Origin of the sequence: Bradyrhizobium sp. WBOS07, assembly GCF_024585165.1 — a bacterium.
Lineage (GTDB): Bacteria > Pseudomonadota > Alphaproteobacteria > Rhizobiales > Xanthobacteraceae > Bradyrhizobium > Bradyrhizobium japonicum_B.
The window spans coordinates 2,165,645-2,188,037 of sequence record NZ_CP029008.1; the positions used below are offsets into that span (position 1 = coordinate 2,165,645).

21 protein-coding genes are annotated in these 22,393 nt (G+C 62.3%); 8 read left to right on the top strand and 13 right to left on the bottom strand.

What is annotated here, in order from left to right; all coding sequences use genetic code 11:
* Positions 1-16: 16 nt before the first annotated feature.
* A complete protein-coding gene (locus tag DCM79_RS10210) occupies positions 17-2,311 on the bottom strand; it encodes a 4Fe-4S binding protein (protein WP_373568072.1) in 2,295 nt (764 codons plus the stop codon).
* Between the two features lie 179 nt (positions 2,312-2,490).
* Between DCM79_RS10210 and DCM79_RS10215 the strand changes: the two genes are divergently transcribed.
* Positions 2,491-3,357, top strand: a complete 867-nt coding sequence (locus DCM79_RS10215; protein WP_257179723.1) for a ferritin family protein — start codon at positions 2,491-2,493, stop codon at positions 3,355-3,357.
* Positions 3,358-3,782: 425 nt separating this feature from the next.
* Complete coding sequence (locus tag DCM79_RS10220) at positions 3,783-4,097, top strand: hypothetical protein (RefSeq protein WP_151650248.1); 315 nt, start codon at positions 3,783-3,785, stop codon at positions 4,095-4,097.
* On the opposite strand, the gene DCM79_RS10225 is transcribed toward DCM79_RS10220, so the two are convergent.
* From DCM79_RS10225 to DCM79_RS10280, 12 genes are all read right to left on the bottom strand, one after another.
* Positions 4,018-5,073, bottom strand: a complete 1,056-nt coding sequence (locus tag DCM79_RS10225) for a TniQ family protein (protein WP_028136468.1) — start codon at positions 5,071-5,073, stop codon at positions 4,018-4,020. The genes DCM79_RS10220 and DCM79_RS10225 overlap by 80 nt on opposite strands.
* 10 nt (positions 5,074-5,083) lie before the next feature.
* On the bottom strand, positions 5,084-6,079 hold the full coding sequence (locus DCM79_RS10230; RefSeq protein ID WP_257179724.1) for an ATP-binding protein: 996 nt from the start codon (positions 6,077-6,079) through the stop codon (positions 5,084-5,086).
* A gap of 6 nt (positions 6,080-6,085) precedes the next feature.
* Complete coding sequence (locus DCM79_RS10235; RefSeq protein WP_257179725.1) at positions 6,086-8,443, bottom strand: hypothetical protein; 2,358 nt, start codon at positions 8,441-8,443, stop codon at positions 6,086-6,088.
* Positions 8,437-9,201 carry a Tn7 transposase TnsA N-terminal domain-containing protein gene (locus tag DCM79_RS10240; protein ID WP_257179726.1) on the bottom strand — a complete coding sequence of 255 codons (765 nt, stop codon included), beginning with the start codon at positions 9,199-9,201 and terminating at the stop codon, positions 8,437-8,439. The genes DCM79_RS10235 and DCM79_RS10240 overlap by 7 nt, the downstream gene beginning before the upstream one ends.
* The gene (locus DCM79_RS10245; RefSeq protein ID WP_257179727.1) at positions 9,194-9,400 is read right to left on the bottom strand and encodes a hypothetical protein; all 207 of its coding nucleotides are present in this window, start codon (positions 9,398-9,400) and stop codon (positions 9,194-9,196) included. The genes DCM79_RS10240 and DCM79_RS10245 overlap by 8 nt, the downstream gene beginning before the upstream one ends.
* A gap of 488 nt (positions 9,401-9,888) precedes the next feature.
* Positions 9,889-10,764 (bottom strand): tyrosine-type recombinase/integrase, encoded by an 876-nt coding sequence (locus DCM79_RS10250; protein WP_257179728.1) that lies wholly within the window; start codon positions 10,762-10,764, stop codon positions 9,889-9,891.
* Positions 10,765-11,031: a hypothetical protein gene (locus tag DCM79_RS10255; protein ID WP_257179730.1), complete on the bottom strand. Its 267-nt coding sequence runs from the start codon at positions 11,029-11,031 to the stop codon at positions 10,765-10,767.
* Positions 11,028-13,103 carry an AAA family ATPase gene (locus DCM79_RS10260; RefSeq protein ID WP_257179731.1) on the bottom strand — a complete coding sequence of 692 codons (2,076 nt, stop codon included), beginning with the start codon at positions 13,101-13,103 and terminating at the stop codon, positions 11,028-11,030. Before DCM79_RS10260 ends, DCM79_RS10255 begins: the two co-directional genes overlap by 4 nt.
* Positions 13,100-13,687: a hypothetical protein gene (locus DCM79_RS10265; RefSeq protein ID WP_257179732.1), complete on the bottom strand. Its 588-nt coding sequence runs from the start codon at positions 13,685-13,687 to the stop codon at positions 13,100-13,102. Before DCM79_RS10265 ends, DCM79_RS10260 begins: the two co-directional genes overlap by 4 nt.
* Before the next feature lie 83 nt (positions 13,688-13,770).
* The gene (locus DCM79_RS10270) at positions 13,771-14,574 is read right to left on the bottom strand and encodes a metallophosphoesterase (RefSeq protein WP_257179733.1); all 804 of its coding nucleotides are present in this window, start codon (positions 14,572-14,574) and stop codon (positions 13,771-13,773) included.
* Positions 14,575-14,578: 4 nt separating this feature from the next.
* Entirely contained in the window at positions 14,579-15,115 is a 537-nt protein-coding gene (locus DCM79_RS10275) for a hypothetical protein (RefSeq protein ID WP_257179734.1), read from the bottom strand.
* 8 nt (positions 15,116-15,123) lie between these two features.
* Positions 15,124-15,729 (bottom strand): hypothetical protein, encoded by a 606-nt coding sequence (locus DCM79_RS10280; protein ID WP_257179735.1) that lies wholly within the window; start codon positions 15,727-15,729, stop codon positions 15,124-15,126.
* A gap of 332 nt (positions 15,730-16,061) precedes the next feature.
* Between DCM79_RS10280 and DCM79_RS10285 the strand changes: the two genes are divergently transcribed.
* The 6 genes from DCM79_RS10285 to DCM79_RS10310 all read left to right on the top strand — a co-directional run bounded on the left by DCM79_RS10285 (position 16,062) and on the right by DCM79_RS10310 (position 22,295).
* Positions 16,062-16,265, top strand: a complete 204-nt coding sequence (locus DCM79_RS10285; protein WP_257179736.1) for a hypothetical protein — start codon at positions 16,062-16,064, stop codon at positions 16,263-16,265.
* A gap of 261 nt (positions 16,266-16,526) precedes the next feature.
* Positions 16,527-16,934, top strand: a complete 408-nt coding sequence (locus tag DCM79_RS10290) for a hypothetical protein (RefSeq protein WP_257179737.1) — start codon at positions 16,527-16,529, stop codon at positions 16,932-16,934.
* Positions 16,935-17,146: 212 nt separating this feature from the next.
* Positions 17,147-17,497 (top strand): hypothetical protein, encoded by a 351-nt coding sequence (locus DCM79_RS10295; RefSeq protein ID WP_257179738.1) that lies wholly within the window; start codon positions 17,147-17,149, stop codon positions 17,495-17,497.
* A gap of 235 nt (positions 17,498-17,732) precedes the next feature.
* Entirely contained in the window at positions 17,733-18,686 is a 954-nt protein-coding gene (gene ihpB, locus DCM79_RS10300; RefSeq protein WP_257179739.1) for a divalent metal ion exporter adaptor subunit IhpB, read from the top strand.
* Complete coding sequence (locus DCM79_RS10305; RefSeq protein WP_257179740.1) at positions 18,676-21,924, top strand: efflux RND transporter permease subunit; 3,249 nt, start codon at positions 18,676-18,678, stop codon at positions 21,922-21,924. Before ihpB ends, DCM79_RS10305 begins: the two co-directional genes overlap by 11 nt.
* Positions 21,921-22,295 carry a hypothetical protein gene (locus DCM79_RS10310; RefSeq protein ID WP_257179741.1) on the top strand — a complete coding sequence of 125 codons (375 nt, stop codon included), beginning with the start codon at positions 21,921-21,923 and terminating at the stop codon, positions 22,293-22,295. The genes DCM79_RS10305 and DCM79_RS10310 overlap by 4 nt, the downstream gene beginning before the upstream one ends.
* The last annotated feature ends 98 nt before the right edge of the window (positions 22,296-22,393 follow it).

Sequence of the window (22,393 nt, forward strand, 5' to 3'; positions counted from 1 at the left end):
TCCTCGGCTTCCGGTTTCAGTTTGGTGGTGGAGAGTTGACTGCCGCCGCGCCGACAGGTTTGCCGCCGGCGGTGATGACGGTTGCAGGGCCTTTGCCGCTCGAGCGCATCGAGGGCGAGGACATGGCCGCGAACTTTTCGCGCTTCAGCCGCACCTGGATCATGTGCGGGCAGCGGTGGTCGTCGTAATAGAGTTCCTGGCAGTGCATGCAATAGATGCACTCGTTGACGTTGATGTGACCCTCGGGATGGATCGACTGCACCGGGCATTCCTTGGCGCAGCGTTGGCAGGGAGATCCGCATTCTTCCCAGCGCCGCAGCCACTCGAACGTCCTCATGCGGCCGGGAATGGCAAGCGCCGCGCCGAGCGGACAGAGGTAGCGGCAGAAGAAGCGCTCGATGAAGAGGCCGATGACGAGCAGGGCGACCGCGTAGGCGACGAACGGCCAGCTGCGCGAGAACTTCAGGATGATGGCGGTCTTGAACGGTTCGACCTCGGCGAACCGTTCGGCCATCTCCACCGAATAGAGTGACAGGCCGAACAGACCGAGGAAGATGATGTACTTGATCGGCCACAGCCGCTCGTGCAGTCCCCACGGCACGGTGATCTGCGGTACTTTCAGCCATTTCGCGGCCGTGTTGGTGAGCTCCTGGAGTGCGCCAAAGGGACACAGCCAGCCACAGAACGGGCCGCGGCCCCAGAACAGAAGCCCGCCGGCCGTCGCAGCCCACAAGATGAAGATCAGGGGAGCCGCGAGGAAGAACTCCCAGCGGAAGCCTGTCACCAGCGCGTTGGTGAAGGTGACGACGTTGACGACGGAGAGCTGGGCGTTGGCGTACCAGCCGAGCCAGACCAGAACGAAGGCGAGATAGCCGCGTCGCACCCACGTGTACAATACCGGCCGGCGCACCAAGAGGTTCTGGAAGAAGAAGATGCCGGTGAGGGCGGCCAGCATGAAGGCGGTGATGCCGATCGACACCGTGCTCGAGCGCCAGATCCGCATCCAGAGCGGCTCATCTGCTTCCGGCGGCGGCGCAGCATCAGCCTTCGCCTGGGACTGCGGAGGCGCCGCGCTCTCCGGCACCGTCACCGCGCGCTGCTCGCGGCGTATGTAGCTGTCGGGCAGGGCGTAGCCGAGGTCGAAAGTCAGGAACGCCTTGTCGCGGCCGCCGAGGCTCCGCTGCACCAGCAGCTGAAGCTGCCATGGCTGCGTCGGATCGAGGGTGAACTCGGGAGGGGTGACGAACAAGCCGACCTCCCTGAACTCCGGCGTGCCGACCGCGTCGAGTGCGCCCAGGCGGGTATGGTTGCGGTCGCGGAAGCGGGTGCTGTTGCCTTCCTGCAGGATCTCGATGCGGTCGAAGATGCCGCCGCGGACATAGGCCGAGCCCTTGAAAGAGTAGGGACCGTTGCCGGCGACGACGATGGCCTGCTGCCCGGGCTTCAGGCCGTCCTTCAGCCGCCGATAGCCGTCTTCGCCGAGCAGGCTGCGGCCGATCGTTGGCGCACTCACAAGCGCGACGTAGAGGTCGATGAAGGTGTCGTCGGCTTCGCCCGGCTCGGGATATTGGATCGCCGCAGCGCTGCCGGATTTTGCGAAGGCATCGTTGATGTCGCCGATGCTGAGGTGAAGCCTGCGTATCGATCCGTCGCCGACGAGGCTTTCCCAGTCGCGGACTTCACTGCGTTCGAGATCGAGCGTCTTGATGACGGGGGGCAGGGCTGCCGAAACCGCAGCACCGTCACCGCCGCCGATGCGACCGCTGCGGATGAGCTTGGACGCGGCGCGGACGATGCTGTCGCCCATCACCAGCACGGTGACGGTTGCGCCGCTCACGATGTCGACCTGCGGCGGCCGCTCGGCACCACTTGCGACCGGCTTCATGTCCTTGCCGATCAGCCCGTTCACGGCCGCGACGATGCGCGCTTCCGGGATGCCGACCAGAACGATCGGCTCCTTGTGATCGACCAGCTTGATGCCGGTGATGACGCCTTTCGGATCGATACCAGCGAGCAGGTGGATCGGCTTGCCGGAATAGCCGACCGAGTTCGCGAAATCGGAGTTGAGGAAGACAAATCCCTGCAGTTGGTCGCCGCGGTATACGGGTACGATCGGCGGATCGCCTTGCGGGGGGCCGAAGCGATCCGCGCCCGGGAAGAAATCCGCAGGCGCGATCTTCGGCAGGTAGGTCGGCAAGTCACCGGCGGCGCATGCAGGCGAAATATATGTCAGACACATCAGCAGCAAGGCGGCGAGCGCTAGCGCAGCACGCCTTGCGAAGGCGGTATCGTCATCCGGTCGCTTCAACATGTCGATTCAAATGCCATCTGCGCGATCACCGCGACCGTGCATGTCTTGAGATTCTTCGTCGATGATTTGTCGCCGCTGACGTGCAAAGCTCATAGTGCGCGACTGACTCTGTCAACCCCGCTGATGAGATTTGTGTTCGCGCGGAACCGGATCAGAAATCTGCATGTGGAGTCCTTGGTATGCCATTCCTACGCACGTCATTGCTCAATGCCGAGCCCGCCGGTGTATTGGAGTCGGTCGACGAGCTCTTTGCGCTAGCGCATGCAATGGAGCAGGAAGCGGCCAGCAAATACGATTCTCTTGCCGAAGAGATGCGCGGGCAGGGCAAGGATGATCTGGCAGAGGTGTTCGCACATCTCGCTGCGGCTGAGCGCGAGCACGTGGACAATGTGACGCAGTGGTCGCAATCGCGCCGCGGCAAGCGCCCGGACCCCGCCATGGTGCGCTGGGAGGCGCCGGAAGCGCTGCCTCCGGAGACCGCCGCCGAGGTCAAAACGTCACAATTGATGACGCCATATCGCGCGCTCGCCATCGCGGTGCGCAACGAGGAGCGCGCTTTCGCCTTCTGGTCCTATCTGGCCGCCTACTCGCATGATCCCGAGGTCAAGAAGGCCTCCGAGGCCATGGCCAGGGAGGAGCTCGGCCATGTCGCCACACTGCGGAAGGAGCGGCGGCGCGCCTATCATCATGAGCACGACCGCAGCAATGCCGAGACGGCATTGCCTCGCATCGACGCGGCTCGGCTCGAGCGCCGCCTGGCTGCGCAGCTCGGCGAGATGGAACAACGCCTGAGCGGACCGGCGGCGCTCCGGATCCGGGACATTCGCCAACAGACGGTCGAGATGGCCGGCGCCGCCGCGGGCGTCGGGAGCTTTCCGGCGTCCATGGAACGCAAGGGCCCATTGGAGGTCGCCGAAGCGCTCGTCGATGGTTACCTCGAGGGCGCCGAGCGGTCGAGCGATGCAGCCGATCTCGAACGCCTGCAGCAGCTTGCCGAGCACGCGATCTCGAGATTGGCCTGGCTGCGTTCGCTGGCGGCGGACTGAGGCGCCTGCGGCAACCACGGCAGCTGCTGCGCTGGTCGTCGAGCAGTCGAGCGGGAGCCTTCGACGATGATTCAGAACACATCCATAACCGCGGGGGGACATCACGCGAGGTCTTGGCAGGATGTAATCCGCGCTAGATTTTGGCACTAGAGCCGATTTATCCACACGCTATGTGCCTAGGTTTGTTCAGTCTTTTTTTTCATGCAGTTAGCAGATTTTGGCACTCAAGACTCAAATTTGGCACTGCCGTCATTTCTGAAACTCCATTTTGGCACTGTTGACACGTCCAAAAGAGGTGGGTTTTCCCGGCTCCCGGATGGCCGTTCCGTTGACTTTCGGGCGCTTTAGGGTCGGGTTAAGAGCGCGGTCTCGCTAGGCCGCAGCGCGCTCGGAAGTCGTGGCGTGCTAACCGACAGAGGTTTGGCATGGTCGACTTTGACGATCCTAACAACCAGCTTTTTCTGACGCGGGTGTTCCAGGCCCTCGCCAATGTCAATACCCGCAAGATCCTTGAAACCTTGGCCCATGGTCCTTGCTCGCGTGGGGATCTGCTGCTGGTCTTGGACACCTCCACCGCTCGCATCGTCGAGGTGATGGAAATCCTGCACACCATCGGGCTGGTTGCGGAGAAAGAGACGCGCGAGGGCAAAGTTTACGTGTTCAATCCGACGGGATTAGACCTCGGTCGGTCTTGGCTCGAGCGGCTTTACTCGATCGTCGACGGTCGAGCCCTGAAATAGCGAGCCCGAGCGGCAGCACCGGTTCCGTTACGTTGAGGAAGGCTTCGGCGAAGCCGTGACCGAGGTGCAGAAGTTCCATCAGGCGTGACTTCAGGATATCGCGGGCGTTGAGCGAGGGCAGGCGGTCGATGGAGGCCATGATCCCCGCGGCGGCCTTATAACGCGAGATCGTATCCCCGACAGCCAGGTCGGCTGCGGTCGAGGCCCCGAGGAGGTCGAGGACAATCTCATCGAACGAGCAAGGCCATCGCTTGAGTTGCGAAAATCCTGCGGCGGCGTTTTTCACGGTGATGCCGAGGAAGAGCTCCTGAGGAATAGCTCTAAAGTAGGCCATCCATCCGCTGAGCTTGAGAATGTCCACCGACGACAGGTCGCCGAGAGGACCCGGCAATCTAAGATCATAGTCAAAGATGTAGTCGGCCAGCTCCTTGGCAGCGGCGACGATCTCATGCGGACAGGCCTTTGGCCTCGCAGTCCGCATGTCGAAGTCACAGATCTGGCAGGACCAAACGTTGGTCATATTTCTCCAGCCCAACAGGTTGATGCACGACGGGCATCTGTCGAGCAGCACCTCGCCGCTCTCGACGTCGCAAGGAAAGGCCGAGACAAGCCAGCGGTTCCTGATGCGAGCATCGTTGCCGTCCGCTGCCAAACGAGCGGGCGCGACCCTACGACGCTCTGGCAAGAACCAACCCACGGGCAGTTCGCGACCAAGGAATTCGATGCGATCTTTGAATATTTTATAAGCGCCGATCGAGAGCCTTTGGAGATCGAACGAACCCAAGGCTGCCAGTTCGGCGACTGCCTCGGGTTTGCCGGCGATCGCCGAGACTGACTCCCAGGGCATGTCGAGATGAAGCCGGAGCAGCTTGTCGGCGTCGATGCGCCCCATCGGAGCCAACCGGACCGCGACGGAAGCGATGGCTTCGTCGTCGAACTGCGATACGGTCTTGAGCCACGGCGTGTTCGGAATCATCGTGTCGGACCTACTCGGTGGTCGCTTCCTGTTCCACGCTGAGCGGGAACGAAGGAAGCCTGCTGTAGTCTTCGCCTCGAAATGGGTTACGGCCCTGCATGATCTCCTGGCTGAGAAAGACGCGATCGAAACCCGCGGCGATGTCTTCTTTCGTCAGTTCCTTCGGCTCGACCCCGCCGGTCCGCATGAAGGCGTGAGGTACCGCCGCCTCCACCAGCAGCGAATGTCGGCCGGGACGTCCGCGCTGTGCGAAGAACGTCGCACGCAGCATGTGGTGGTCGTCTTCGTTCTCCTTAAACCAGTTCGATTCGAAGGGAAGCTCATCCGAGAAGGCGGCCACAAACGCCGCATGTTCCTCCCGTTGGGCGTCGTTCGCGAAGCCGAAGGGCGAAAGGATCTTCATGCCGCCGGACCGCTGCCCCATCGCGTCCGCCTTGACCATCATCTTCGTCAGGACCGGGGGCCCCACGACGAACAAGGGCGCGTTGCAGGAGTTCTCGAACGCCAGAATGAACCTCGCCAGCTTCTTCACACCGTCCTCCGCGAGATTCTGCGCCTCATCTAGGAAGACCGCGTCCACTTCGTTGTCATTGAGATTAGCGATGAGCGCGTCGGTGCCTTCCTCCTCGCCGAGTCGCAGGCTGAGCCGATCGTTGAAGATCTTAAAGTTGATCTTCCGGGCCAATATCCGCGGCGTCGATCCGCCCATGAGGTCGACGTACAGGTAGCGCTTTCCGTTGCCCTGAAGCAGCTGAATTTTTTCCTTCGATACGGGCTTGCCGGTGCGTTCTGTGAGCATTCGCTTGACGATCTCACTCTTTCCGCAACGCGACCAGCCGATGAGATACGTGCTCGAGTTTTCGCGCAAGCGCTTGGCGAACGCGAGCGACAACAAGACCATCTCCCGCGCTTCTTCGGCCTTCGTATGCCTCACGAAGATGCCTCTAATGTCGTCGAGCTTGCTCAAAACAAGCGGAGAATTGAGGATATTTTCCAGATCGGACATTTGCGCTTACTGCGACCTGATGATCGGCGCGTCCACCCCGAACCGGAGCTTCTTGCGCGGTGCGGACGTATCCTTTACGGATGTCTCTTCTGCGCGAGCAGCATGAACGGGAGGCGGCGGGACAACCTCTTCGGTCGCGGAGGCCGGCCTGAAGATTCCGGTCCTCTCGATCAACTCATCGGTGACGGCGAGCGCATGCTCCTCGGCGCCTCGACCGAGGACACCGGCTATACGGGGATAGTACCCGTTCGAGAGCACGGCTTTCGCCGGAGGCCGCTCGCCGGTCGGGACCGCGCCCATAGCTTTCAGTGCTTCCTCGAGGAGGTGGTTGAATCCGACCCTGTGGGAGGGATGCTCTGTGGGGGCATGTTTCTTTGCGAGGCGCAGTTTGCTCAGCGCCTCCCACTGGAATTTTGTGAGGCCGTGCGCCTCCTCGTCGGTCGACATCACCACGAACTCCTCCGGGAGGTGTTCGTTACCGGGGAAGCGGCTAGTGTGATCGATCACCACGCAGCGGCCTACGTTCGCCAGCGGAATGCGCACGGTGACTGGCGTGTTCGTGCGCTTTCTCTTTCCCATGCTGCCCGATCGGGCTCGCATCGCCTGGATTTGCGGTGACTGATAGACGAGGTTGTTCCAGAGGATGCCGTCCTTGCCCGCGGTAAGCTTCAACTCCAAACTCGGGATCAAGTCCCACTTCTTGGCTTCGTCCGCGGTGAGCGGCTGCGGGCGGCTAGAATCGCTCGACGCACCTCGGAGCCACCGCTCTTCCGGAGTGTCCCAGTCCATTCCTTCCTGCTTGCGCCGGGCGTAGACCTCGATCAGCCAGAGGTGGAACAGCATGATGAAGTCGTCGATCGTGATGCACGCGTCGAGCAGTGGTTTGCGCGCGCCTCGCTTTTGCGGACTGGATCCGGTCGATCCCTTAAGCCACGACACGAAATCCGACTCGAGCGTTCCGAAAAACCGCTCCACATAGGGTTTGGTGTCCGGCTGATGGGGCACCGCCATCTCGAACCCGATCCTGACGCGGGCCAAGGCCAGCGCCATCTGTTCCGAAACGAACTCCTTCCCGTTGTCGTACCGGATCTTTCTTGGCTTGCCGTAGCTCAGGAGAGATCCGCGAATCTGCGGAAATCGCTTATCGACGTAAGTCTTGACCTTGATGCCGTGATCGATCGCGGCCAGTGCTGGGTAAAGCCCGCCTGGTTCGAACGACGGAAAAAATCCGACAGGGTACCCGCTGTAGGTATCCAAACCGAGGCAAATCCAGAACCTGTCGATTCCGGCCTTCGACCAGACACGACCGAACGGGGTCTCGCCCAAGATGCCCGCGAAATCGAATTGGTGGTGATCGTACTCGACAACGTCCAGGATGCGTTTGGGACGCTCGAAACTTCCCTGGCCGCCGAACTGGAGATCTGCAGCCTGTACACCTTGCTCCTTTGCGAGCCTGATCCACGCGTCGAAGCGACGGTACTGAACCTGTACCGTCGTCAAACCAACGGTCGGAAGCTCATCGAGCAACCGCCTCTCCGAAAGTTCGCCATTCTCGATGAGCTTTTTGATCTCCTCGTTGCGGATCCGGATCTCCGCGTTGCGGCCATCGATCCTCTGGTTCGCCACCATTTGAATCTTGGTCGGGCCGAACTCGGCCGAGATTTCGACCAGGTAACGGATGGTCGCGGAGATGATGGAAAACACTTCCTTGGGCAGTTTCTGCTCGCGGGACTTGATCGCATTCTTGTGCACGAAGGTGGCTTCCTGCATGCCGTGCACCAGTTCGGCGGCCACCCAGCGAAGAACCGTTCGCGTCGTCTTCTTGGGCTTCTTAATCTGCTTCCCTTGCGGCCGCTTCAGGTTCTCGAGGTCGATCGTACCGTCGACCCGTTCTATGATCGTTTCAGCGTTTGCATGGTTCTGGTAGAACGGCTTCCCGGGCGGCGCGATAAGCATCTCGTTGATGAACGCGCCGACGTAACGCCAGATGCCGGCCGCGCGTCCGCGCGGCTTGGCGTTGAGGGTGTGGTAAACCTTGCCGATCAACGCGCGTGTTTCGTCGATACTCTTCTTCTCGTCGACCAGAGGCGGCTTCCTCAGAGGGTTGTAGTAGCGCCCCTCCTGGAATAGCTCGATCAGCCGGGTCGTTGTTAAGCGCGCGGTCTCGCCGGTATGGTGGTTGATGAGGAGGTGGGGGCCTTCGCCCTCCATCTTCTTGAAGAACTGGTGAGGTTTGCTGTCGATGAGAACAGTCTGGTTGGGCGTCAGGTTATCGAAGAGAAGGTAGTCGATGGTGGGACGCGGTTCCTCGTCCACGGGCGTGGACAAGGCGGCGGCCTCGCTCGCATCGAGAATCTTCAGCATGAGATCGCTCCCTTGTGGACGATCGTCTCGGGTCCGATCGGGGCGAACAGGTCGATGTAGACGATGCGCTCCGGGATGCGCGACAGCACGACGCCGCGCGGATGGGGAGCCTCCTCGAAGAGGGCCTGGCAACGCGACAGGGGCAGGGAGCCGCCGGCGTCGTTCAGCGCCGTGACGAGCCGGTCGAGCTCCTCCGGTTCGATGTCCCACCGGTCGTTGGCCGCGATCTCGTCCACGACGTCGCGGTCTCCCCAACGCAAGCCGATGCCGCGCTCCGTTATGACGCGAAAAGGAAGGCCAGCCCGCCGGTAGGCTTCGCGGATGCGACGGAGACGCGCGCGGAGCAGGACCGCGTCATCCCAGCGCTTCTGCGCTTTTTCGTCGCCGACGGTCGGCCGCGGCGGACGAAGTTCGCGCCACTCTTTGATTTCGTAGCGGACGAAGCCGGCGTCGTGCTCGACGAGAAAGTCGGGCGTGTAGATCTCGTTCGCGAACTCAGGAAAGACGTTCATCCGGATCGTCTCCGGCTGGGCCCAGATCCGCTTGACGCCGAGCACGTAGTCGCAGACCCGGACGAAGCGCTCTTCGATGCCGCCTTCGTGGACGATGTGCCCGTTCATCTTCATAGAATAGTGACCGCCGACGACGTGATTGCGGCGGCCAGTGATCACGCGGCGCGTCGCCTCATTGGCTTCGAGGCGGAAGACCTCGACGCCGTCGCAGAGGGCGGTCCAGACGCGCTCGATCTTCTTAGGCATCGATGTCCTCGTCGGGGCGCTGGCGCAGGTCTCCATAGACGAGATCGACCTGCTCTCGGACAAAAGAATCCAGAGTGCTAATGCTGCAGAATTCGCGCGAGTTGTCGCGATAGACCCGCGTAGGGATTCCGAACGCGTGATCGATGGCACCGAAGATGCGCTCGACGATCGGGGAGAGATGGTTATGGACGGAACGCACCTTGTCGCAGACCTTTCTTGCCGTGTCCGAAGGACTCGCGCAGCGATACCCAGCGAGACTTTTGTTCGGCGGAAAGGATTCAAGAAGGGCTTGCGACTTGGAATCGGACGTGCGATTCTCCTGTCGTCCAAGAGTTCTTCTTGGTCGTTACTGCCGAGCGATGCCGGACTTTCGTCCGGGATTTGCGGACTTGGATTTCTCGGAACGGCTTTGCGGGCGTGGTCCGGAGATCCTTCGATACCTGCGCGACCGGAGTCCGCTCCGGTCGCGCATAGTCCATTGACTAGATCATTCCGCTGTCCCCGTGGTGTCGCCGCTGCGGCGTATCTCATTGAATACCATCGGCCTTCCGGAATCCTAGCGAAATGAATCCCGTGGATTTCTTCGAGCCGTTTCGGAGCATTTCCTAAAAATTCTCAGGGCGGCTCTACGTTTGTCGCCAGATTTTGCGCTCTTGCGTTTTTCCTGCATTCGTGCCGCTGCGCACATCACAGCATCTCCGGCGCGTTGAAGTAGCGCCACGCTGCGGCGACGCCGATGCCCAAGGTCTTTGCCACCACTTCGGGCGCCGCACCGGAGCGGACCAGGTTCGCGGCGAGAGCGTTGCGCATTGACGTAGGCACGGCGTCCGGACCGACTCCAGTCGCCTGTCGCAGCCGGCGGCAAGCCAGTTGAAGCGATCGCGCGCTGAAGCGGGTCCCCCGCGCCGTAACGAACAAAGGTGCGCTCGGCGGAAGCTCGAAGGGCTGTACTCGCAGGTAGCGCTCCAGCCACTCTTTGGCGTCCGGCGAAACGATGCCGGGTCGCCCGTTCAGGTGGGAGCCGGTTACCCTGACCGTCGAAAGCCGTGGGTTGTAGTCGCCGCGGTTCAACGCGACCAACTCGGCGGTCGTGAGACCGGACGATGCAGCCAAGCGAAGCGCAGCGTGATCGCGCGCGTGTGTCCATGACTCATCGCGATCGCTCGGCGACACCGCGAGCATGATCTCGATGACGTCGTCGCCGACGGCCGCGCGGCGGACCCTACCGCACGGTGGGAAGCGGCAGCTCAGCAGCTTCGAGCAGTCATAGGAACGCTCCAGGCTAAGAAAGCGGGCAAAACTTCGCAACGCGGAGAAGCGTCTAAAGATGGTGGACTGCGCCGTCCCGGTCGCGGCCCAGGTGGCCGCAATGCCGTCGATGACCGACTGGTCGATCCGCACGATTGCGGCTACCTCGTCGGAGCCGAGCGCAGCCGCAAGATTCCGAATGTCCCGTGAATAACAGTCCATCGTCGACGCCGAAGCATCCGCATCTCTCAAGCCGTCCAACCAGGCCGAGCTCTCCGGAGCAAATGGCGACGTCGTGGGCGACCGGATTTTCATTCAGAGCTCCACGAAATCGGCGCTTTCGATGGCGTCCACCACCTTGGCCAGCAACGCCCAGATCGACTGCCGTCGGTAGTGGTCGAACACCTTGGTGCTGGCGAGCCGCGGCGGGGTCCCTGCGAGCGGGTTGGCGGTCTCCAGCACGTCGATGCCGTAGTCGGATCGGTCCGCCAGATCGCTCAGATTGGATATCCGGACACTCGCGATGGAGCGCCGAAGATGCGTCGAGCCTCCCGGCAGAAGTTCAATATGAACGCGGATCATGGGGTATTCCTCGGCGTATCGGTTGCGACAGTTGCGATGAGTTGTCGGACGGGCGTTCGACCCCGGAAGAGATCCATCGCTTCGTCGCCGCTTACGTAACGTCGGGCAACGAGGGCCTCCGCGATCCGGACGACGGCGGCCGCGTGCCGCGTGATTATCCCGGTCGCTCGCCGCTCGAGCATTTTCAGTCGGTCGTCGACCTGCTTGGCGAGCCTCGCATCTCTACTGACCATGGCCAGCGCTTCGCCATCGGCGCCGCGGTAGACGAGCCCACCGAGCAGGGGCGTCGACGTAAAGGCGGCCGCGAGGAGCGACGTGCAGATCGCCAGGTCGCTCAACTGAGTGCCACCGGCCCCAGTGGAAACCGAGCCGAGGACCACCTTCTCTGCACAGAGACCCCCGAGCAGAAACACGACATGGGTCTCCAGACGCTCGAGCGTCCACACTCGGTTGTCGTCGAAATTCAGGCGAGCATCGCCACCGATCTTTCCCCGGTTGAGAATCCTGGCGCTGAGAGGTTTGCCCCCGGTCGCGATGCTGGCGACCAGGTGGCCCGCCTCATGTACCGCCACCCGACGCAAGACCGCCTGGGGAAGTGCCGGCCCGCTACCTTCCCTGACGAGGTCGTCGACGTTGAGAGGCCGGCCGGCACGCCTTGCGGCGCGCCTCGCCGCTCTTGCGACGTCCATCGCTTCGGCCGGGGAGATGCCTTCGAGCAGACGCGCCGCGGATGACAGATCCATACCCTCCAGCGCCGTGCCTCGAAGATGATATCGCAGGACGTTGGCCAGGCCTGCCGCGTCGGGTCGGGGAATCTCGATCGTGCGTTCGAAGCGCCCGGGACGCAGGAGTGCGGGATCGATGGCGTCGAGCCGGTTGGTCATTCCCAACACGCACAGCCCGACGTTGCTCTCATTGTCGGACATGACGGAATCCAAACTCGTCAACATCTCGCCTACGACGACCGAAAAAAAGTCGCTGTTGTGCCGCGACAGCCGGTTTCTAGAAGGCAGTTCATCCAATTCGTCGAATGCCAAAAGACATCCGCGCTGCCCCGACGGTCCAAAACGAGCCGCTTCCGCTCGAGCCTTGCTGAACACGGCCTTGAGCGACTTGACGACATCGCCCAAGTGTCCTTCGCGTTCGGCGAAAAAATCTGAGATCTTCGCGACGACGAGGCCGGTGCCTGCCGCCAAGGCGAGAGAATTAACGAAAAAATTTTTCCCGTGGCCCGGCTCTGAATGCAGAATCGCGCCGTGGTCCGCTTCCGCCCACTGTATGGATCCTCGTCTCCAATCTTGGACATCCTTCACGAAGTTCAGGCCAAAAATTCGAGCGGCACCGCCGAACTCGATCGCGTCGGAGAGGATCGACGCACCTTCGACATGGGGCGAGCTCTGCCGCCGGCGCATCGCGAGGGTCGCAAGCCGCTCCAGCGCGTCGGAAGCCGTCGATCCGCTCCTGAAGATGGAAACCAGATCGTTCAGATCGAGACCTGACGTGTCGGCGATGCGGCTGCTCGGTATGCGTCCCGTCAGTGGCAGCAGAGTTCTGAGAAGGACGCGGACCGACTTGGCGTCGGGCGGAACCAGTTTCACGCTGACGTCGGCCGACAGCAGCAGAGTGGTCGGCAAGAAACGTTGCGGATCCGTCGATATCCCGACGACGCTGCGTCCCGCGACCAGGCACTTCGCTACCTCTTCGTTTCCGACGTGATTGACGTCGATCGACTTGTTCGAGCCGGCGCGTGCGATAGTCATGACGCGAGCCTCGCTTAGATATTGGTCGACTGCCTCCATCCATGCCGAGGAGGGGACCTGAACGACGCTCGCGACCGGACGTCCCGCCGCAATGGCCCGCCTCAGCGACGGAGGGGCGGCCCGCCGAAAAGCCTCGGCTACGATCGCGCCGCGAACCTTTTTCGCATTCAGCCGCGCGTCAGGTCGATCGGAGCGGCGAGCGGGAACTTCATCCGGTGGACCTTCGATCGCTGCCTCCAGGTCGGTGACCTCCGGATCGTCTTCCGGAGCGGGCAACATACCGTGCCGCAGTTTGGAGAACCCCCCGGTCATGAGCGAGACCTCACGGTCGTCGACGGGCTTAGCGGCGTCGAAATGTCGATCTCGACCTCGTTGCGGCATGCGAGCGATAGCACCGACGCAAACGGATCGAGAGGTCCGGGTACCAAAGTGCAGAGATGATGGAGCGACATCGGCCCGTCCTCCGCCAAGGCCGCGAGCAGCCGGTGACGCATGTCCGGCGGAACCGAAAAGCGTCGGTACGTCCAGATCGCGCGAGCCGTGGAGAAGCGGGGCTCCTTGAGAATATCCGCTCCGGTCAATGTATAGGGCGCCAGGCCGCGTGCCCGAAGTTCCCGATCGAAGGCATCGGCTTCCCCGAGCGACCGCAGCGGCCGGCAGACCTCGATGTCCAGATACCGCCAGCCGGCATTTGTCCGGAAGGTGACGACTTGAAGATCTACCGGCCGCGCTTCGGTCCCCGCCGTCCCGAGGAAGCCGATTTCAAGAATCTCGGGGTCCAACGTTGCCTGTAGCAAGGCGTCCCTGACGATCCCGCCAGCGTGCGGAATCGGTCGTGAAGCCTTTGGCGAAACGAAATCGGCAGATCGGGGGCGGATCCTGTGGTCGAAGCGCATGGCTCATGTCCGGTCGAAGGTTGGGTCGAGTAGAAACCGTTGTCGTGCGGCGCGGGGGTGATCTCGTCGTCCATCGCGTCCTCCTAGATGTCGAACGTGAAGCAGGGATCGAAGTCATCGTTTTCCCAGCGCGAGACAGCGTCCCAGGGGCCGTATCCCTTGCAGTTCGCGATGAGCTTCACGCCCTCGACCGCCAGCTCGAAGCTGACGTGCGTGTGCCCGCTGATGGCCGCGTCCAGACCGAGAGCGAACACCTCGGGGCAGCGCGAAGCGTAGGCCGGGCCCAAGAGATCCTGCTCGTCCGTGGTCGACGCCGGACGGCTCCGACCGCCGAAAGCGTGGAGGGGATGATGGGTGACGAGCAGCCGTTTCGATGTCTTCGGGCCGCCGAACGTCGACGAGATGAACTCGCGGGTCTTGCGATGGCGGGCGAGCGTGTCTCGAGGACGGAGCCGCCGGGCATAGCGATCCGTCCGGATCCGACGGTAGTCGTTCATGCCGGCGGCGGCCGCGAGCATGGACTTCTCCGGCGTGCCGTACAGGTCGAAGTCGGTCCACCCGACGGCGCCGGCGATGAGGACGCCGCCTTTGCCGCCGATCAACTTGGTTTCGTCATCAAGTACGACGACGTTGGTGCCGAGGGCGGCCTCGCGGGCCTTGTCGAGCTCGCGGTCGATGTCCCGCCCAAAGAATTCGTGATTGCCGGCCACCACCACGACCGGATGGTCGTCGATGCGCTCGGCCAACCACTTCACGCCCCGCGCGAAGCCCGGCATGAGATCGCCGGCGCAAACGAACACGTCATAGGTGGGCCGCTGCGAAGGAAAGGGCAGGTCCCAGCCCCTCGCGGTTTCGATATGGAGATCGCTCATGGTCCAGATGCGCACGCGCTCACTCCTTTGCCGGGAGCGAGCGCGGATCGACCGCGACGAAGACGTCGGTAATTCGGTCATAACGACCAAGAATGATCGGCCCCGGGCGTTTACCGTCGAACGACCGCACGACATGCAGGTTTTCGAAGCCACGCACCTCGCGCACCTTCACCCCGTTCGAATGCGCCAGACACGCGGTGACAAGTTCCGAACCGACTTGGTGAAGACATCCCTCGCGGCCGCACCGCTCGCACGTGCACGCCGAACCGGCCTCCGCCAGCGCGATGGCGTACTGGATCGCGGCCTCGATATCCGGGAGACGCGCGATCGACGAGGAACGATGGTAATCGAGCCTCAGCACCCCGGATCGCCTGGAGATCGTTGTGATCTTCAGTGGCGAGGCACCGACCGCCGTCGCGATCCGGGCGATGGCTCGGCACACGATCTGCTGCCAACCATCATCCACCAGCGACAGGCCGGGGACATGCCCGGCGACCGTGGCGCCGTCGAACAACTCGGGAAACCGATCGATGAGCCGTTGACGCCATTCGCACATCCGGAACCTCAGCGCGGTGCGTGGGAGCGGAGTGGCGGGACCCGGGCAAACCGGCCAAGACACACGCGGGCGTCGACGATCGGGTCGCGGTCGATGTCGATCGCGACGGCGCCCTCGCAGGCGAGCGCGAAGACCCAGTCGCGGAGACCGAAGCCCAGACTGGCAACGGTGCAGTCGCGGTCGTTCTCGATGGCCGCGGAGATCCGCTCTCGGCCATCGGCGGGAACCAGGCGCTTACGGTAGGCCCAGATCAGCCTGGCGTTCGATGACCGCGGTCGCGAGTACACGTCGTCCAGCGAGAGAGGCACGATCATCGCCCGAAGTTCGTCGGCCGCGAGCAGGAGTGTTCCTTCGTCGTCGAGATCGCGAAGCGGAGGTCCGACGTCGAGGATCAACCGGGCGTTACCGCGCGTCGCAAGCAGAAGATCCAGCGGGTAGGCGACCCCACAGAGAGTGACCGAAGCGACGTGCTCGATGGCCGTCACCGCGGGATCGAGGGCCAACTGAATCAAGAGATCGAGCCGGACCGCGTCGCCGACCGGAATCGGCGTCGGGCTTTTGGCGGTCAGGAAGGGGCGGAGGTCGGACGGATGGCCGGGAATATCGACGCACATGACTGAAGAACTCCTTGGACGATGAACTGCGCGATCCGTACCGCCGCCCTGTCGTTCTCTTCGTCGTCGTTCATGTTGATCGCCGCATTTCCAATCCGATAACAGCCAGATAGCCGTGCGCCCCCGTTGAGTCAATAGATAGCTCGCTATCTAGAAGCGCGGAAAAGTACAATCGTGGGCATGGAATCAGTGCAGCGATGAGCAGGCGATGTGCTACGAAGCTGTGAACAGAGGCATTAAAATGATCTGTTTCGGCTATTCGGGAACGGGTCTCGATGGTATGCGTCTTTTGATAGTCAGCTATCCACGGTTGACTTTGCGGAGATCGGCGAATGAAGCGGCCCAGGATCGATGTGTCGGAGGCCCGAGAGGGGGAGGAGGGCAGGCGGCAGATTTTGCTTTATTTGCCCAAGGACCTCATCAAGGCTCTCAAGTCGGCGGCGATCGAGGACGGCAAGCCGGCCTATATTCTCGCCGAGAAGGCGATCGATGCTTATCTCAAAGGACGCAAGGTGAGGTCCCGCTCGGCGAAGTGAGAGGTCTCTCTCGTCGGAGGAAAGGGGCCTTCCAGCGGCGCCCCGCGGTTCCTCCGGGCCTTTGCGCGCTCATCGGGCGCGAGATTGCGCAGCACGCACGGGGTCCAGTCCGCGCAAATCCGTAGGTGGCGGCTTATCGGATTTCCGTCTGGACGCCGCTTCGGGCGCGGGACGTTATGCGTTGATTTGGATCAATGTCCTCGGTGCGAGCGCTCCTATTCGGAGAGAAGTAAGAATTCCGCGCTTCGTCGGGAGACAGGTTTGGCCAACGAGATTCACCCCCAGGCTCCTCATAAGCTTCCGTTCTTCCTGCCGGGGGCCGATGGCTCCGACGTGCTACTGCTGGTGATGGGGTTCTTCTTGGTGGCGGTGATCTTTTCCGTGGGAGTGCTTTACTGGAAGCTGCATAGCCTGCCCGAGCGGATGGCACACAAGTCGCAGAACCTGCAGTTCGAGTTCGTCGCGGTGCTCGGCCTGATCTCCTTGTTCACCGGGATGCACGCGTTCTGGATCGCCGGTCTGCTGTTGGCTTTGATCGACATTCCCGACTTCGGCACGCCGCTGCGAGGCATCGCCGGATCGGTGGAGCGAATAGCCGATGCGAAATCCGAGGCAGCCGAGACCACCGGCCTATCTCAACCCTCCGAAAAGACCCGGAGCGTCGCGTAGGCTAGAGCTTGCGTTGCAACGCGGAACTCAAAGAAGGCGAAGTGGCTGCAGTAACTTCTTGTAGCCGGGGTAGTCGCAGCGAGCGCGGCAACATTGTCGCACCCCGCGTTTTTGCTGAGGACAACCGACCGAGCGACGTGTAGGAGTGCCAAGTATGCCGAGTCGCCCATAGCGACAGCGCCACTTCTGCCTCTGCGGATTTGCCTCGCGTTATGCCGATCGCCGCCACCAGCAATGCTCTACTTCGCCGGCTGCGCGATCTGCTGGTTCTGTTGCTTGCGCTCGGCCATTTGAGCGCCGCCGTCCTCCATAGTGCCCATATCGACCATGTGGCAATCACCGGCTCGACCGAGACCGTCTTTTCGACTGCAGGGCTGGGAAGCACGACCGGTGGCGACAGCGTTCTGACCGAACGACATTGCCACGGGTGCTTCTCCGTCTCGCCCGCTCGGGCCACGGCAGCCTGGTCGCTCGCTGCGGCCGTGACGAAGCCAGTCGCTATGCCGACGAAGCGGCTGACCGGCACCTCCTCCGCATTGGATACTCCCCCTCCAAAGGCCTGATCTGAACGAACCCGCTCGGCGCATCCGTGCGCCTTCTTGCCTTCGTTTGCAGGTCTATTTCCATGTCTTCTGAGATCGCTGCCGCGCGAGAAGCGCGAGCGCATGTATTCGTCGCTTTGCCCATGGGTTTCGAGACGTGGGAGCGGCGTTCGTCGTCGGCCGGTCGATGCGGCTTGGGAACCCTCGTTTGCCTGGCGCTGCGCGACCGCGCCCGCCGCGCAGCGAGAAGCGCGCCATGAAGCGGCTTTTCGCGAACTCGGTCCTGGCAACTATCGCGCTGGCTGCAATCGGCTTCTTCCTGTTGAACTTGCCTCAGCAGAGCTCCGGCAAGCAATCGGAGGCGGGGCATGGCCACGAAGAAGGAGGTCACGCCGACGGCGTCGAAATGAGCGACGACAAGCTCAGGTCTTCCGATATCGAGCTCCTCGTCGCAGCGCCCGGCGTTCTTCGCGACAGTCTGCTCCTCAACGGCATTTTGCAGCCAAATCAGGAGGCTCTCGTTCAGGTAACTCCGCGATTTCCAGGAGTCGTCCGCGAGATCAAGGCGAGCGTCGGTCATCGCGTCGAAAAGAACGACCTCCTGGCCAAGATCGAGAGCAACCAGAGTCTCACGACGTATGAGATCCGGGCGCCGTTGGCCGGCACGGTCATCGACCGCCAAATTTCTCTCGGTGAATACGCGTCGGAGCAAAAGGCAGCCTTCACGATCGCCGATATTTCCACCGTATGGGTCGACCTATCCGTCTATCGACGGGACCTGAAGCGGGTGCGGGAAGGCGACAAGGTCGTCATTGACGTCGGCGACGGCGGGAAGCCGATCGAGGCCAGGCTGACCTACATTTCGCCCGTCGGCAGCGCGGATACGCAGAGCGCTCTTGCGCGCACCAGCGTGCCGAACGAGGGGACAAGACTGAGGCCAGGCATGTTCGTCACGGCGCGCCTGATGCTCTCGGACAAGTCCGCGCCGATCGTCGTCAAATCGACCGCCGTCCAAAGCTTCGAAAACCGCAACGTCGTCTTCGTCCGCAATGGCCTGAAATTCGAGGTGCGCGAGGTCGAGCTGGGTGCTCGCGATCGCGAACACGTCGAGGTGCAGTTCGGCCTGGAGGAGGGGGACCTGTACGTGGGACGAAACAGCTTCATCGTGAAGGCTGAAATAGCCAAGGGAACGGCCGCCCATGAGCACTGAGCAGGGTCCGGTCGGCGACCGGAAGCACGGCGTCATCACCGCGATAATCGCATTCTCCATCCGTCAGCGATGGTTGGTCCTTTTCGCGGTGCTCGCAGTCGGGGCGGTAGGTGCGTGGAACTTCACGCGCCTTCCGATCGACGCGGTACCGGACATCACCAACGTCCAGGTGCAGATCAACGTGAGCGCGGCGGGCTATTCGCCTCTGGAGGTCGAACAGCGCATAACGTTTCCAGTCGAAACCGGCATGGGCGGGTTACCGAACCTCCAATACACACGGTCGCTGTCCAGATACGGACTAAGCCAGGTCACCGTCGTCTTCGCCGACGGCACGAACATCTATTTCGCGCGCCAGTTGGTCAACGAGCGTTTGCAGCAGGTGAAAGACCTCCTGCCGAACGGCATCGAAATGGCGATGGGACCGATTTCGACAGGCCTCGGCGAGATATTCATGTTCGCCGTAGAGGCGAAGAAGGCAGCCAAAAACCCCGACGGGAGCGAGATCAGCCCGATAGACCTCCGCACGATCCAGGATTGGATCATCAAGCCGCAATTGCGGACGGTGCCCGGCGTGGTCGAGGTCAATACCATCGGCGGGTTCGAGCGGCAATTCCACGTCCTGCCCGATCCTACCAAGCTGATGGCGTATCGGCTGAATTTTCGCGATGTAATGACCGCGCTTGCGTCGAACAATGCCAACGTCGGCGCGGGCTATATCGAACGAAATGGCGAGCAATACCTGGTTCGCACGCCGGGGCAGGTGGGCGACGCGAGCGACATCCGAAACATCGTGATCGGGGCGCGCGAAGGGATCCCGGTCCGGATCGGCGACATCGCAGAAGTGATCGAAGGGCGAGAGCTCCGTACCGGTTCGGCAACGCTGAATGGGCGCGAGACCGTTGTCGGCACGGCCATGCTGCTCATCGGCGAAAACAGCCGAACGGTGGCTCAACGTGTTTCGGCGAAACTGGACGAGATCGCGAAATCCCTACCCGAAGGTGTGGTGGCGAGGGCGCTCTACGACCGTACGCGCCTCGTCGAGGCCACGATCGCGACCGTAGAGAAGAATCTGCTCGAGGGCGCGATCCTCGTCATCGTGATCCTGCTGTTGATCCTCGGCAATTTCAGAGCGGCCATCGCCACCGCGCTCGTCATTCCCTTGTCGATGCTCATTACCGTGACGGGAATGGTCGAGAACAAGGTCAGCGCGAACCTCATGTCGCTCGGCGCCATCGACTTCGGCATCATCATCGACGGTGCGGTCATCATCGTCGAGAACTGCCTGCGGCTGCTTGCGGAGGAGCAGCACCGCAGAGGGCGCATACTGAGCCGCGAGGAGCGCTTCGATACGATCCTGGCGGGAGCGGGCGAGGTCGTCCAGCCCAGCCTGTTCGGGACGCTCATCATCGCGGTCGTCTACCTCCCGGTTCTCACCTTGACGGGCGTGGAAGGCAAGATGTTCACGCCCATGGCCCTGACCGTCCTCATGGCGCTGGGCGGCGCCGCCATCCTATCCATGACGTTTGTTCCGGCCGCTGTCGCCATTCTGGTGACCGGCAAAGTGACCGAGAAGGAGAACTGGTTCATGCGCGGGGCTCGCTTCGCCTATGTGCCGCTTCTCGATGCCTCGATACGCAATCGACACATGGTCGCACTGGCGGCCGGCGCGTTGGTGATCGTCAGCGGAATTGCCGCGTCTCGCATGGGCGGCGAGTTCATACCCTCGCTCGATGAAGGGGATGTCGCCACGCACGCGATGCGCATTCCGGGGACGAGCCTGACGCAGGCCGTGGATATGCAGATCAAGCTGGAGGAGGCCATCCGGAAGGTGCCCGAGGTCCGTGAGGTCTTTTCCAAGATCGGCACGGCAGAGGTGGCGACCGATCCAATGCCGCCGAACGTCGCTGACACCTACATCATGCTCAAACCCCACGCGCAGTGGCCTGATCCCTCGATGACCAAGGCGCAGCTCGTCTCCAAGATCGAAAAGGTCGTCGCGGAGGTGCCGGGCAACAACTATGAGTTCACCCAGCCGATTCAGATGCGCTTCAACGAGCTGATATCGGGCGTTCGCAGCGATGTGGGTGTCAAGATCTTCGGCGACGACCTGAACACGCTCCTGCAGGTCGCCGGCCAGGTGCAAAGCGTGCTGCAAGGCGTGCAGGGGGCAGCGGACGTGAAGACGGAGCAGGTCTCCGGGCTGCCCGTGCTCACGGTCAAATTGAACCGGCAGGCTTTGGCGCGACAAGGCCTGAGCATCTCCGATGTCCAGGGCATCGTCGAGATTGCGGTCGGCGGCAAGAGCGCCGGCTTGGTGTTCGAAGGCGATCGTCGCTTCGAAATCATCGTTCGGCTGCCCGAACACCTTCGCTCGGATATGGAAGCGATCCGCAATCTTCCGATCCCGCTTCCCGTGCGCGAAGGTCAGGCTGGGGCCATCAAGGCGGCGTGGGGCAATTCACCCTTGGGGCAGGTCCGTTACGTCCCGCTCTCTTCGGTCGCCGAGATCGACGCAGCTCCGGGTCCCAATCAGATAAGCCGGGAAAACGGCAAGCGGCGCATCGTGGTCACCGCGAACGTGCGCGGCCGAGACCTCGGCTCGTTCGTCGCCGACGCCCAGCGGCGGATCACCGACGGCGTCAAGGTGCCTGCGGGTTACTGGATCACCTATGGAGGACAGTTCGAGCAGTTGGTTTCCGCAACCAAGCGGCTGACCATCGTCGTTCCGATCGCGCTGCTCCTGATCTTCGTGTTGCTCTTCATGAGCCTGGGAACGTTCGCCGATGCCGCGTTGGTCTTCAGCGGGGTGCCGCTCGCGCTCACGGGCGGCATTGCCGCCCTGCTGCTGCGCGACATCCCGCTTTCGATCAGTGCCGGTATCGGGTTTATCGCGCTATCGGGCGTCGCCGTCCTGAATGGCCTGGTCATCATCGCGTTCATCCAGAAGCTGCGAACGGAGGGCAAGCCTGTCGTCGAAGCCGTTCGCGAGGGCGCGCTGACCAGATTGAGGCCGGTTCTGATGACCGCCCTGGTCGCAAGCCTGGGATTCGTGCCCATGGCGATCGCGACCGGCGCCGGCGCCGAGGTGCAGCGACCACTCGCCACCGTGGTCATCGGCGGAATCGTATCATCGACCATTTTGACGCTGCTGGTCTTGCCGGCGCTCTACACGCTCTTCCGTCGTGAAGCGGTCACGACGAAGTCGACTTCCGCAACCGCACAAGGAGAAACTGCATGAAACCCGCCGCGCTGATACTGGCCGTGTTGCTCTCGGTCGTCCCGGCTCACGCTCAACATTCACACGGTTCGAAGGGACCCAACGGCGGCGTTCTTGCGGATGCGGCCGGCGTGCATATCGAGTTTCTGCCGTCGGGAAATGCCGTGACGTTCAACGTCCTCAACGAGGACAACAAGCCCGTGTCGACGAAGGGCTATACGGCCTCCGCTCTGATCGTGAACGGCGACGATCGCGAGACGATTGTCCTTTCTCCGTCGGGAGAGAACGTCCTGAAGGGTGAAACGAAGAAGCCGATTACGGCATCCACCGCGATCACACTCATGATCAAGACGGACACGGGCAAGTCGGGCCAAGCCAAGTACAAGGGCTGAAGGCTCCATCCGACGACATTGTCGACGGCAAGACAAAGCCGCGCGCAGTTATGTCGGCTCCAAGCCGAGAACCGAGCGCGCGGCGGCTCACATGCCTT

What these genes read in the sequence shown, in the direction of transcription:
- DCM79_RS10210 (WP_373568072.1), bottom strand. Translation starts at nt 2,311, where the DNA reads ATGTTGAAGCGACCGGATGACGATACCGCCTTCGCAAGGCGTGCTGCG.
- DCM79_RS10215 (WP_257179723.1), top strand. Translation starts at nt 2,491, where the DNA reads ATGCCATTCCTACGCACGTCATTGCTCAATGCCGAGCCCGCCGGTGTA.
- DCM79_RS10220 (WP_151650248.1), top strand. Translation starts at nt 3,783, where the DNA reads ATGGTCGACTTTGACGATCCTAACAACCAGCTTTTTCTGACGCGGGTG.
- DCM79_RS10225 (WP_028136468.1), bottom strand. Translation starts at nt 5,073, where the DNA reads ATGATTCCGAACACGCCGTGGCTCAAGACCGTATCGCAGTTCGACGAC.
- DCM79_RS10230 (WP_257179724.1), bottom strand. Translation starts at nt 6,079, where the DNA reads ATGTCCGATCTGGAAAATATCCTCAATTCTCCGCTTGTTTTGAGCAAG.
- DCM79_RS10235 (WP_257179725.1), bottom strand. Translation starts at nt 8,443, where the DNA reads ATGCTGAAGATTCTCGATGCGAGCGAGGCCGCCGCCTTGTCCACGCCC.
- DCM79_RS10240 (WP_257179726.1), bottom strand. Translation starts at nt 9,201, where the DNA reads ATGCCTAAGAAGATCGAGCGCGTCTGGACCGCCCTCTGCGACGGCGTC.
- DCM79_RS10250 (WP_257179728.1), bottom strand. Translation starts at nt 10,764, where the DNA reads ATGAAAATCCGGTCGCCCACGACGTCGCCATTTGCTCCGGAGAGCTCG.
- DCM79_RS10255 (WP_257179730.1), bottom strand. Translation starts at nt 11,031, where the DNA reads ATGATCCGCGTTCATATTGAACTTCTGCCGGGAGGCTCGACGCATCTT.
- DCM79_RS10260 (WP_257179731.1), bottom strand. Translation starts at nt 13,103, where the DNA reads ATGACCGGGGGGTTCTCCAAACTGCGGCACGGTATGTTGCCCGCTCCG.
- DCM79_RS10265 (WP_257179732.1), bottom strand. Translation starts at nt 13,687, where the DNA reads ATGCGCTTCGACCACAGGATCCGCCCCCGATCTGCCGATTTCGTTTCG.
- DCM79_RS10275 (WP_257179734.1), bottom strand. Translation starts at nt 15,115, where the DNA reads ATGTGCGAATGGCGTCAACGGCTCATCGATCGGTTTCCCGAGTTGTTC.
- DCM79_RS10280 (WP_257179735.1), bottom strand. Translation starts at nt 15,729, where the DNA reads ATGTGCGTCGATATTCCCGGCCATCCGTCCGACCTCCGCCCCTTCCTG.
- DCM79_RS10285 (WP_257179736.1), top strand. Translation starts at nt 16,062, where the DNA reads ATGAAGCGGCCCAGGATCGATGTGTCGGAGGCCCGAGAGGGGGAGGAG.
- DCM79_RS10295 (WP_257179738.1), top strand. Translation starts at nt 17,147, where the DNA reads ATGCCGATCGCCGCCACCAGCAATGCTCTACTTCGCCGGCTGCGCGAT.
- ihpB (WP_257179739.1), top strand. Translation starts at nt 17,733, where the DNA reads ATGAAGCGGCTTTTCGCGAACTCGGTCCTGGCAACTATCGCGCTGGCT.
- DCM79_RS10305 (WP_257179740.1), top strand. Translation starts at nt 18,676, where the DNA reads ATGAGCACTGAGCAGGGTCCGGTCGGCGACCGGAAGCACGGCGTCATC.
- DCM79_RS10310 (WP_257179741.1), top strand. Translation starts at nt 21,921, where the DNA reads ATGAAACCCGCCGCGCTGATACTGGCCGTGTTGCTCTCGGTCGTCCCG.